The following is a 12018-nucleotide window of genomic DNA, read 5'->3' on the forward strand; positions in this document are numbered from 1 at the left end:
ATTTGCTTGCCCTAATGGAATCAACGCTTTATAGCTTGACGCTAACGCCATAACGATTCTTGCATGGACAAATAGAGTATAAGTAATGACATGGTCAAATCTGTGGTTGCGGTCTGAACTTGTCGATAAAACTGTCATGGTCTTTTGCGGTTCATTCAAACCATTTATAAGTCTGATACTTAGTATTGAATGTACCTCTATGGTCTGTGGTTCATTTGAGGTCTTTGTTCAAAAAACTGTCCGATATGATTGTTATTTTTCTTAGACTTATCAAATGAGTAGCCTCAATATTTCTGATACATAGAAATCGTAAAACCTTATTTTTCTTGGTGTTATAGTTTATCGTGCGGTCTTATTGATTTTATTCATTTTTTCATCACACCCATTAATATAATTCATTGATTTTATGATGTAAATAATGAGCACTTACTTTGACTTTTAATCCGTTGGTCCCGCGTTCGAATCGCGGGCGACCCACCAGATTCAAAGCCTTGTAAATAAAAATTTACAATGCTTTTTTAATTCCAGATCACTCAAAAAAAACTTCTCTTTGTGGTTCATTTTACGGTTCATTGGTTGAATACCTCGATCACCGCTCCCCTTTGCTGTTCTCTTGCTTGCGAATTTGGCTCAGCTTAAGCGATACAGTTTGATAGACTTCTATGCTGGGGAATGGCATCGAATAAGCTGCACAAGCAGAACAAAGTGTGAGCTTTGGAAGCTTGGGGACTTATTCATGCTAAAAATGTGGTGATTAGAAAGCTAAGGAGACTTAGCTATGGGATATTTTTGCTCATAGACTGCTTTTGGGGCAGGTACTCCCTCAAGAATTGTTCAATTGAAGTTTTTCTATAAAAAGGTTTGCACTGTATAAACATATCCTCAATAATTAAATCACCTTTCCTTAACAAAAACACATAGATATGCAAAACACAATAAGCAGTGCACAATTGGTTGGTAACCTGGCTGAATCAAAAGTGATTGAATGCTTAGAGTCGTTAAGCAAGCCTTGGCAATCGTTTAGTTCGGTAGAGTGGCGATTGATACAACAACATGGCGAACAGATTGGGGAAGCGGATGCAATCGTATTTCATCCCCAGCATGGCTTGATTGTTCTGGAAATTAAGGCAGGTGCTGTATATGTAAAAGACGGGCAATGGTTCTATGCTTCTGGTCGGTCAATGTCACAATCGCCTTGTCAGCAGGCTCGGCGTAATCGCTATGCGCTCATGGAAAAGCTCAGTGCAAAAATTGGTAAAGAGGCGCTCAATCAATTAACGGTGACTCATGCCGTGTTTTTTCCTGATGTGATATGGAAATCTGAAACACCAACTGAATTACCTTCAAAATCTTTTCTTCTTGATCGTCAAAGTTTAAAGAATATTGAAAATGCCTTGCTACAAATCTTTAAAGAAGCAAGCTCTATACAAAAGACTTGGACAAAACCACAGCAACATGCCATTCAGCAAATCTTTGCTCCATCTGTTGTTACCTTTAGCCCCTTAGTCGTACAGATGGAACAAACCAGTCAGGCTCTGCATCGTGCAACACAACAGCAAATGCATGTCTTGCGTATGCTCAGTAGTCAAAATCGTTTATTGATTGATGGTATTGCAGGTTCTGGTAAAACTCATTTAGCAATGGCACTGGCAGAGCAACATACTCAACAAGATAAACAAGTCTTGCTCACTTGTTATAATCGTTACTTAGCGGCACAGCTTGCACAGGCAACTGCACACATTCCCAATATCAAGGCAATTGCCTTTCATGATCTTGTCAAGGAATACGCTGAATTGGCTGGATTAAGCTATACAGAGCCCCAAAATCCTGCTGATTTAGAATATTTTTATGGCGAGGGTGCAACAGAATTACTGCTAGAAGCCATAGATATTGTAAATAGCCGTTTTGATAGCATCATTGTTGATGAAGCAGCCGACTTCAAATCAGAATGGTGGATTGCCCTAGAGGCTTTAGGTACAGAAAATTTTAGCTGGTATTGTTTTTTTGACTTACAGCAGAATATTTATCTTGATAAGCAAATATGGCAACCACCTTTTGCAGCTAATGTCATGTCATTGACCGAGAATCTGCGTAATACTCAGCCTATTGGCTTAGTTGCCACCAAATATGGCCAATCCAAACCTGCTGAACGTTATTTAGTTGAGCAAGGTATTGAGCCCCTTTGGCACTATTGCGATGATTTTGCGGAAATGGCGATACAACTGCGACAGTTGCTCAAGCAATTGATTGAGAAAGAACAAATCCCTGTGGAAAACATTGTAGTCCTCTCCCCTTTCAGACATAACAACAAACAATCCTCTTGGTCAGTTGGATTAGATCATGTCAACGTCAATACCAACATGGCACAGATTGTGCCAAATCATGTACGTGTCGGAACAATTCAGGGCTTTAAAGGCTTGGAGGCCGAGGTTGTTATTCTTGTCGGGCTCAATGCCAAAGCTGCTCAACACCCAACCTGGTTTTATGTCGGTGCGACTCGGGCAAAAGCAGCCTTATATATTTTGGCATTGAAAGATAGTTGGTTCGCAGAATCTTAGAAATTTTACTTTTTAATAAAGTAACTCTATATTCGAGTCACGGGTGACCCATCAGATTCTGAAAAACCTCATCAAAAATAATGAGGTTTTTTATTTTGTAATAACTATTTTTCAAAGATGCCCATCCTCTCAGTTTTTGAACACCCTTACCTAAAACTATTTATGGGCTGAATTATAAAAACACTTCCAACACTGAATTTAAAAATACATGCCCCTGCTCAGTACAGGCAATTTTAGATACATCATCGACCAGTAATTTTTTATTGCGTAATGAATCCAAAATCTGCTCCAAATCTAACAAAGCCAATCCTGTACGCTGCTCATAAAGCTCAGCCTCTACTCCATCATTTAAACGCAAGGCATTCATCATAAATTCAAAGGGCAATTCATCCACTTCAATCTTTTTCATCTGGAGATGATCCGCAGGAACCTTGGCTAAATAATCCTTGGGCAAACGGGTTTTCTGAAAACGATAAACCCCATCTGGACGGGTGACCTTACCGTGTGCCCCCGCTCCAATTGCCAAATAATCGCCAAACTGCCAATAGTTCAGGTTGTGCGCCGATGGCTGTTCTTTACGCCATGCGGAAACCTCATAATTGATAAAGCCCTGTGCCTTTAAATAAGCTTCGCCCTGCTCCTGTATCTGCTCCAACAGTTCATCCTGCGGAAGCACAGGTTGGGTACGGAAGAAAACGGTATTCGGCTCAATGGTCAACTGATACCAACTCATATGAGTTGCGCCCTGCTCTACCGCAAGTTTGAGGTCAGTTAAAGCCTGTTCAAGGGTTTGTTGGGGTAAACCATGCATTAAATCCACATTGACACGCTCAAAGCCTGCCTGCCGCGCCTGCTGAATGGCACTGAGCGCATTATCGGCAGAATGAATCCGCCCCAAGCGCTGTAAATGTTCTGCATTAAAACTTTGCACGCCAATCGACAATCGGTTAATGCCTACGGCAAGATAGTCTGCAAAAGGATCATGTTCAACCGTTCCTGGGTTGGCTTCCAAAGTAATTTCACAATCAGGCTCAAAGTCCAGACGAGCCCTGAGCTGTTCAAATAACCATGCATAGCCCTGTGCAGAAATCAGCGATGGCGTTCCCCCACCAATAAACACACTATGGATGGAGCGCCCTTGTGCCATTTCCACCTGAGTTTCAAAGTCAGCTACCAATGCCGCCAGATACTGCTGTTCCAGGTCGGTGGACAATTGACCATCAGGTACAGCATGTGAGTTAAAGTCACAGTATGGGCACTTGCGCACACACCAAGGCATATGGATATAAAGTGAAAGTGGAATAAGGGCTGGATTTAATTCACTCAAAATATAAGCTCAATAACAGAACTTAATTATTTTAACATGACTCGACTAATCAACGGCTCATCATCTATGTTATGTATGAGACCACCAAGAATAATGAATGATATAAATATGATCAAACTCTCAAGCCAGTTACTTTTTATCATTCCCCTCGCTTTGGGAATTGGTATTGCAATGGCCTTTCAAACCGCAATAAATACCCAGCTTAAAACATATTTACATTCACCCATACAGGCAGCTTTTATTTCATTTTTGTTTGGTACAATTATTCTTGCGGTTATGGTCTATTTCCAGAGCGCAGCAAAACCAAGTTTAAGTGAACTTTCACACATTCCGTGGTTTTTGTGGCTGGGTGGAATACTTGGGGTTTATGCAATTAGTATGAGCATTTATACTGCACCTAAACTTGGCTTCTTAACATTTACGGGTTTGGTCATTTTTGGGCAGCTTGTCATTTCCATGTTACTGGATCATTTTGGCTGGTTAGGGACAGAGAAAACCCCTGTCAACTGGCAGCGCCTACTCGGCGGTATTGTCATTTTCATTGGTGTTTTACTGACTTTACAACGCTGATTTTTCACAATTTTAAAGAGTATTTTTTGTGCCCCACACCCACACTGCACGGTTTGAACTTAAGCAACTGTTTCACCTGATGTTACCCATCCTGATTACACAGTTCGCCCAGGCGGGTTTAGGCTTGATTGACACGATTATGGCAGGCCACTTATCCGCAGCCGACCTCGCCGCAATCGCGATTGGTGTGGGGCTGTGGATTCCGATTATGCTGCTGTTTGCAGGCATCATGATTGCCACCACACCACTGGTTGCGGAGGCACGGGGCGCAAAAACACCTGAGAAAATCCCAACCATTGCACGCCAGTCCTTATGGGTTGCCGCAATTCTTGGAGTGGTTGCCATGCTGATCCTGCAAGGCATGCCATTCTTTTTACCCCTGTTTGGTGTACCTGAAAGCTTACTCCCCAAAGCCAGCCTGTTCCTGCATGCAATTGGTTTTGGCATGCCCGCAGTGATGATGTACGCCGCTCTGCGCAGTTATTCCGAGGCATTGGGACATCCCCGTCCTGTTACAGCAATTAGCCTACTTGCCTTATTGGCGCTGATTCCCCTAAATCTTGTTTTCATGTACGGATTTGGCCCTATTCCAGCATTGGGAAGCGCAGGCTGTGGATTTGCCACAGCCATCCTGCAATGGTTGATGTTCATCACTTTGGCAATCTATATTTCCAGGGCCAAGGCTTACCAACAGGCACCGATTTTTACCCAATGGGAAAAGCTGGACCTAGGCTGGACAAAACGGATTTTAAAGCTGGGCTTTCCGATTGGTTTGGCGGTTTTCTTTGAGGTGAGCATCTTTAGTACGGGTGCCATTGTCCTCAGCCCATTGGGGGAAAATGCAATTGCAGCGCACCAGATCGCCATTTCAGTCACGTCACAACTGTTTATGATTCCCCTGTCCTTGGCGATAGCCTTAACCATTCGGGTTGGCATGTATTATGGAGAGAAAAATTGGCTCGCTATGCGTCAGGTACAAAAAGTCGGGTTGATCAGTGCGACCATCTTTGCCGCCTGTACCATGGCCCTGATTGCCCTAGCCCGTCCCTATATCGTGGCGATTTATACCAATGATGTACACATCATGCCGATTGCCATGTACCTACTCTGGTTCGCAATGGCATACCAATTGGTGGATGGCTGGCAGGTCAGTGCGGCAGGCTGCCTGCGTGGCATGCAGGATACACAGGCCCCGATGTGGATTACCCTGATGGCCTACTGGGTGGTGGCTTTTCCAATTGGCTTGTATCTGGCTCGCTATACCATTTGGGGTGTGGCGGGTGTCTGGCTGGGCCTGATCATTGGTTTAACCATTGCCTGTGTCCTGTTGATTGGTCGTTTATATTTGAATAATAAACGTTTGATGCAACTGACAAGCTCAAATCCATAAGCAACAGCTCCGATTCAGTTGCTATCATGAGGGTAGCGTGGATACTGCCCTCACGATAGTAAATATCAACAAGATTGAGTGATTGATTCATAAGACTTACACGACTTAACATTTTCATCTAGGCAATTTAAGTTTTGTCGCCTATGATCAGGGTATCGCTTAAAATCAGATCACAGGGGTCCAACCATCATGGCAAAGCATGCAAGTTCTCCCAGTAAACGTTTTCTAAAACTGGCTGGCATGACTGCAAGCATCGCCAGCAAAAGCGTTGCCAACTCCATTCGCAACCTGACCGCAGATGAAGAACAAAAAAATGCGGCACGCAGCCAGCTTTTTCAGGAAATCGGTTTACAGATTGCCGATACACTTGGAGAAATGAAAGGCGCAGTGATGAAAGTCGGACAGATCGCCTCACAATACAAAGACATTTTCCCACCCGAAGTCGCCAAGGCGATTGCCAAACTGCAACGTCAGGCCCCAGCCATGCCTTTTGCCGAAATCAAGCAGCAGGTTGAAAAAGAGTTGGGCAAACCACTGAATGAGATTTTTACCTCATTTGAGCCAGAACCTTTCGCGGCAGCCTCGATTGGTCAGGTGCATCGTGCAGTACTCCCTGACGGGCAGGCGGTGGTGGTGAAAGTGCAATATCCTGGCGTTGACCAAGCCTGTGAAAGTGACTTAAAGCAGGTCCGTCTTGCCCTGCGTTTAATGGGTGTTTTAAAGATTGATAAAAAATTACAGGACCAGTTATTTCAGGAGATTCAGGATAGCCTTTCCGCCGAGTTAAACTACGAAATTGAGGCGCAGAATCTGGAAGTGTTCAAGACTTTCCATGAACAGCTTGATGATCAAGTGATTATTCCAACAGTCTATAAACCTTACTCTTCCCGACGGGTACTCACCCTAAGCCTGGAACAGGGCGAATCCATTGAAACCGCAAGCACATGGTCGGTTGAAACCCGCAACCAGATTGGCCGCCGCCTGATCCGTGCCCTAGGGCAGGAGATGTTCTTCCTGAAACGCTTCCATTGTGACCCCCATCCAGGCAATTTTGCCTTTCGGAAAGATGGCAGTGTCATCATCTATGACTATGGCAGTGTCAAAACCCTTTCGCCAGAACTGATTCAGCACTTTAAGGCCCTGGTGAATGCTGCACGTCAGGAGGATATTGCCCAGGTTGAAGATTTACTGGTAGAACTGCATTCAATTGCTGAAAAACAGAAATTTCCAAGCGAGCTGTATGTTCAGTGGATTGAGGTGCTGTTGCGTCCATTAAGCACCCATTATGATTTTGCCGAAAACTCATCCCATCATGATGGCATGCGTCTGGTGAAAAAATCATTGAAATACTGGGATGTATTTAAGCCATCTCCAGATACGTTAATGGTCAACCGTACCATTTCAGGACATTACTGGAACCTGATCCATCTTAAGGTGCATGACAACCTGAATGACCTGTTTGAGGAACTGGTTCCCAATTAAAGCCTGATGCAGGTTTTTATCATGCCGCCTGAATCTTTGGCATAAATTCTTTGGTGAAATAAGGGATGAGCAAGCCTGATTCAGGATTTAACAACTTTTGCTTATAGTCTTGCAGATATACGGTTGTGTCATGGTCATTCGGATGGAAATCTGGACGCAGATATTCCATCACATGCCCAATTGTACTGCCAAAAACGCCATTCTGGGGATTCCACAGTACATTTAGGCTGTAGGCCACATCTTTCCAATAACGCGGACTTATTGTATTCAATGGCCGTCTTAAAATTGGAATACCTACCGCACCAGCGAAAACCAGTCCCATAATGGTAAAACTGGCAAGGAAGAAGCCTGTAATACGCAGGGCATAATTGCCTGAAATCAACTGGAAAACATCATAGGCGACATCCTTATGTTCCGATTCCTCCATAAAATGCCACATCCATAAGCCCTTGGTCTTGTCATCGATTTCTTTTGCCCAGATCTCCGCATCATGCTTCATGGCAAATTCTGCAAATACCGCAGTAAAATGCTCAATACCTGCCATCAGTGATAATTTCAACGGCTGGGGAAAACGGTGAAAACCATACTTGAAAACATTTTCCGCCAAAAAACGATAAAAACGTACAGGATATTGATGGTTTGCCAGAGTCTGGTCATTAAATGCATTGTGTACTTTAGAATGGATCGCCTCCTGACCAATTAAAGCGGTTACACGCTGTTTTAGAATCGGGTCATTCACAAAATCACGGTGATAACGTGCCGTTTCAATCACCAGTTCCTCACCATAGGTCAGGAAAATCGACATCGCTGTTACATAGGCACTTGCCAGCTCTGCATTGCGGTAAAAATTGTTATAGAAATTCTGCCCATCAAATCTAAACTCAAGATGACGGATTGGGAACGGGATTTTCTTGGTAAAATCAGGGTACTCAATGGTGGAGTTCATCAATTTACCCACAGATTGTTTTAACTTCCTTACAAGCATCGCAATTCCCTGTATTCTAAAATAAGATGATGTGGTGTGTTTTTCCAATGTTTGCCTGCATATCCAGTTTGCGTGCAGACCAATCCATATAAAGCAACACCATATTAATCCGATCTTTTGTTCGGGTTCAATTCAGATAACGTCCTAAATATTTATTCTTATAAAACAAATATTAAACAATAGCTTAAGAATATTTTTCATATCAAAATATGTATCAGTCATAGATTTTTATAAATAAAGATATGAAGTATTCGGGTTTTTCATGCTCAAACCACTTAACTTAAACAGCAATTACCTTAACCATTCATCCATGAGGATTTATTCTCATTAAGGCAAAACTTGAAATAGATTAAATTGACTTCATTTATTGTTATGTTATAACATTTCTTTAAACAATGGAGTAGTTCACAATGCGTAAAGATATTCATCCCGCCTATCAACAGGTTCTTTTCCACGACACCAATGCCGATGCCTATTTCCTGATTGGAAGCACCATTCAAACCAAACAGACCAAGGAATATCAGGGCAAGGTTTATCCCTATGTCACACTGGATATTTCCAGCGCATCACATCCGTTTTATACAGGTGAAGTGCGTCAGGCCAGCAATGAGGGCCGTGTCGCCAGCTTTAACAAACGCTTTTCCCGCTTTAACCGCAAGGCTTAATCTAGTTTTAAGTTTTATTGATTAAACTGACACAATTCGAAGTCTAAGGTTCTATCTCCTCCTCTTAGACTTCTTTTTTTATGCCCAAATTAGCTGTTGCTCATCTTTTTGAACTAAGTGGCCGTCAACCACTGATGCAGGCTCATGCCCAGAATGGTAAACAGCAACGATCCAATCACATGAATTAAAATCGCTGCACAGGCGTAGCCCAGCTTGCCACTTTGCAATAGGGCAATAATTTCAGCGGAAAATGTGGAAAACGTGGTTAATGCACCACAAAATCCCGTAATCACAAATAGTTTATAATTGGGACTCAGCGCACTTTGGGAAAAATAAGAAATTGCAAAGCCAATAATAAAGCCACCCACAAAATTAACGGTGACCGTACCTAAAGGAATATCTGGAAAAATGGGATTCAGCTTTAAACCCAGAAACCAGCGTAGCCATGCACCCAGCACAGAACCCAAGGCAATTGAAATTAAGGGATAATACATGGCTCACTCCAAATTAAGCTTTGGAGAAAATGGTGGATTGGACATGGATTTATAAAGATTGTGCTGGAAATTTTTCATCTGCGAACTCCAAATAGAGAACAGAGTACGCACGAACCTACGTCCCCTGTTCAGGGTCACGTAGGCATCATTAGCCACTATGGCGGTTTGTAACAGGAGGAATGCCATCTCCTTTGCTCTAAAATAACATAATTCTGCGACAACTCAACTGCTGTTTTTAGGCGGTGATAAGGCTGTGCATAAGGTTTAAGTTATCCACAGTTTAGGGGGGGGCTGGCTAAAACCTGCTCGCCGATGACATGGAAATCCAGTTCAGGCACCACAAAGGCAAATACTTCGGCATTATCCTCCAAACCCAATTGCTGTAACAGTTGAGGGGCTTTTAGGGAAATCATCTCTGCTGCCTGAATCTGCTGAAATTGTATCGGCATTTCAATATCGCCCTGTGACAGCCGTTGTGGCTGGTCGACCCATTCAGCCCATGCATGATCCTGATCAACAAGGAAATGTACCGCCTCATCCCATGAGGTAAACACGTTCCGCCATGAGTCTGGCAGGCGTTTTTCCCCTGTGATTTGTACATTGCTGGCAAATGAGTAAGCAGGATCAAGCATGATGTCAGTATGAATGCTTTTTTGCTGCTTATGATACTGATGCTGAAATACAGGCGTATATTGGGCAGGCATTACATCACTGGCCAAACGCCCACCCAACACATATAGATACTGGTCTAACATCACCTGTTCAAATATCACCGTCTTGGGATGTGAGTCATCCAGATAAAACCGCCAGTTGCTTTGCTGGGGGGATGGCATCAATTTTCGTAGCCTGCCTAAAAACTGGAATCCAAAATGATGGTGCTGATAGGTCAGAATCGTAAAAATGGTTTTACCCTGTTTTTCCCACAATGTCACCTGTTCAGGATAGCGTTGCCGAACCTGTTCAGCATCCACCAGCCATGACAGATAAACAATATTGCTGACCCGACTTTGCAAACGCATAAATGGCAACACACGCATCAACATACGGCGCAGTTGCAACAACACACCACAGGCGAGCAGTCTGGCTAAAAAATTGAAAAATAGTATTTGTCTTGGTGGTTTAAAATCATGGCGATTCATTATTATTCAGTAAGTTAATTCTTTCCCTGAGCATAAACCGCCTGTATTGCTACGTCCAGTTTAATTCCTGTCTTCATCAATTCCATTAATTCAATGCTATGATGCTGCCATTCATTTGATCAACAGGGAACTGAATATGGCTCAAGAATTATTGTCACAATTAAAAGATGGTTCTGCAAAGTTTGCAGATGTGTTGGCATTTATCGAGGCGCGTTATCAACATACGCCAACCGCTTTTCAAAATGGCGCGCAGTTTAATGCGGCAACTGAAAATCAGGGCAGTGCCAAAGTGTTCTCTTTTGCCAAACTTGAGGGTTTAAGCCAACAGGATACCCTCAATTTGTTTGCGGAACATTATGCCTCTGTACTTGCCACACCTGAAGCAAGCGACCACCAGAATATCCGCCAGTTTATGCAGAATGGCTGGGATGGCGTGAAGTTTGAGGGTGAGGCTTTAACAGCAAAATAGGAGGTGTTTAAGCCTCCAATTTTGATTAATCTGTTTTAACTTAACGTGCGTTCAATCAAAATATTTATCTAACTTATTGAAAAACAAATATCTTAGTGGAATCTTGCCGAGTTCTCATTCAATTTCAGGATAAGCTGTCAGCTAGACCTACTTTTGTTTCGGCAAAAGTAGGCAAAACCATTGTCATCCGCAAAACTCGTTGACTACCATCAGCTAATTTAATAAATCGCAGAAACAATACTTTATTAACGGAGTCCTGTCTCAAACAATTGCGGATGACTTTTCCGAGTATCATATTTTTACTGAGCTTAAGTTATTTTTAAGGCCTTTCCAGTTTGCGTAGCTCAGTGGTTAAACTATAAAAATCTCCACCCATTTTGCCTACGCTATCCAACTGCTGCTGATTGATCATCGTCCCATTCCAAAGACAGTCATCGACATAAATAGACTTTACATCCAGCAAGGCAACCGTTCCACCTGATGGCAGGCTACTCAATTGAATCACTTCCCTTAAATGACATTCATAACGAATGGGAGAATCTCTCACTGCCAACGCTTCAACACTATTGCCAGCACATGACTCAATCTCAGCAAAATCAAACTCACTCTGCTCAGGGGGAAGCAAGGCACAGGATAAATTCATCTTTTCCATTAACTGGGAATTCACAATATGTACCACACATTCCCTGGTCGCAATTAAATTTCTCAAGGTGTCCTTATCCTGACCACTTTGTGGATTGACCTGTGAATACCACAGGATCGGAGGATTACAACTGGCCACATTGAAAAATGAGTAAGGGGCAATATTGTCAATCCCATCAGCGGATCGGGTACTGATCCATGCAATTGGACGCGGCGTGACTCCACCGACCAGTAAACGATAGGCTTCGGTTGGACTGAGGGAGGCTGTATCAAAAATCATGGGAATCACATTGAGAG

At 43.0% G+C, this 12018-nt stretch carries 11 protein-coding genes and 1 riboswitch; of the genes, 6 read left to right on the plus strand and 5 right to left on the minus strand.

The window, feature by feature from the left end; translation table 11 throughout:
- Positions 1 to 923: 923 nt before the first annotated feature.
- Positions 924 to 2558: a nuclease-related domain-containing DEAD/DEAH box helicase gene (locus QLH32_RS08775; protein ID WP_283269191.1), complete on the plus strand. Its 1635-nt coding sequence runs from the start codon at positions 924 to 926 to the stop codon at positions 2556 to 2558.
- Between the two features lie 172 nt (positions 2559 to 2730).
- On the opposite strand, the gene hemW is transcribed toward QLH32_RS08775, so the two are convergent.
- Positions 2731 to 3885, minus strand: coding sequence for a radical SAM family heme chaperone HemW (hemW, locus tag QLH32_RS08780; RefSeq protein ID WP_283269192.1), 1155 nt, complete (start codon positions 3883 to 3885; stop codon positions 2731 to 2733).
- Positions 3886 to 3993: 108 nt separating this feature from the next.
- Here hemW and QLH32_RS08785 point away from each other — a divergent pair, with 108 nt between their 5' ends.
- From QLH32_RS08785 to QLH32_RS08795, 3 genes are all read left to right on the plus strand, one after another.
- Complete coding sequence (locus QLH32_RS08785; protein ID WP_267981196.1) at positions 3994 to 4455, plus strand: DMT family transporter; 462 nt, start codon at positions 3994 to 3996, stop codon at positions 4453 to 4455.
- Positions 4456 to 4483: 28 nt separating this feature from the next.
- Positions 4484 to 5845: an MATE family efflux transporter gene (locus tag QLH32_RS08790; protein WP_283269193.1), complete on the plus strand. Its 1362-nt coding sequence runs from the start codon at positions 4484 to 4486 to the stop codon at positions 5843 to 5845.
- Positions 5846 to 6034: 189 nt separating this feature from the next.
- Positions 6035 to 7327 carry an ABC1 kinase family protein gene (locus QLH32_RS08795; protein ID WP_283269195.1) on the plus strand — a complete coding sequence of 431 codons (1293 nt, stop codon included), beginning with the start codon at positions 6035 to 6037 and terminating at the stop codon, positions 7325 to 7327.
- 19 nt (positions 7328 to 7346) lie between these two features.
- On the opposite strand, the gene QLH32_RS08800 is transcribed toward QLH32_RS08795, so the two are convergent.
- On the minus strand, positions 7347 to 8312 hold the full coding sequence (locus QLH32_RS08800) for a metal-dependent hydrolase (protein WP_283269197.1): 966 nt from the start codon (positions 8310 to 8312) through the stop codon (positions 7347 to 7349).
- A 410-nt stretch (positions 8313 to 8722) separates the two neighbouring features.
- On the opposite strand from QLH32_RS08800, the gene QLH32_RS08805 reads away from it, so the two are divergent.
- Complete coding sequence (locus QLH32_RS08805; protein ID WP_004674493.1) at positions 8723 to 8977, plus strand: type B 50S ribosomal protein L31; 255 nt, start codon at positions 8723 to 8725, stop codon at positions 8975 to 8977.
- Between the two features lie 113 nt (positions 8978 to 9090).
- Here the strand turns inward: QLH32_RS08805 and crcB are convergent, their stop codons facing one another.
- Positions 9091 to 9471, minus strand: a complete 381-nt coding sequence (gene crcB / locus QLH32_RS08810; protein WP_283269198.1) for a fluoride efflux transporter CrcB — start codon at positions 9469 to 9471, stop codon at positions 9091 to 9093.
- 132 nt (positions 9472 to 9603) lie between these two features.
- Positions 9604 to 9670: riboswitch (Fluoride riboswitch) on the minus strand.
- A gap of 70 nt (positions 9671 to 9740) precedes the next feature.
- Entirely contained in the window at positions 9741 to 10610 is an 870-nt protein-coding gene (locus QLH32_RS08815) for a DUF2071 domain-containing protein (RefSeq protein WP_283269200.1), read from the minus strand.
- Positions 10611 to 10746: 136 nt separating this feature from the next.
- Here QLH32_RS08815 and QLH32_RS08820 point away from each other — a divergent pair, with 136 nt between their 5' ends.
- Positions 10747 to 11079 carry a HopJ type III effector protein gene (locus QLH32_RS08820; protein ID WP_283269201.1) on the plus strand — a complete coding sequence of 111 codons (333 nt, stop codon included), beginning with the start codon at positions 10747 to 10749 and terminating at the stop codon, positions 11077 to 11079.
- A gap of 319 nt (positions 11080 to 11398) precedes the next feature.
- Here QLH32_RS08820 and QLH32_RS08825 read toward each other — a convergent pair whose 3' ends face one another.
- Positions 11399 to 12001: a flavin reductase family protein gene (locus QLH32_RS08825; protein ID WP_279959765.1), complete on the minus strand. Its 603-nt coding sequence runs from the start codon at positions 11999 to 12001 to the stop codon at positions 11399 to 11401.
- Positions 12002 to 12018: the final 17 nt, after the last annotated feature.

It is taken from the genome of Acinetobacter corruptisaponis (genome assembly GCF_030053775.1).
GTDB classification, from domain to species: domain Bacteria; phylum Pseudomonadota; class Gammaproteobacteria; order Pseudomonadales; family Moraxellaceae; genus Acinetobacter; species Acinetobacter corruptisaponis.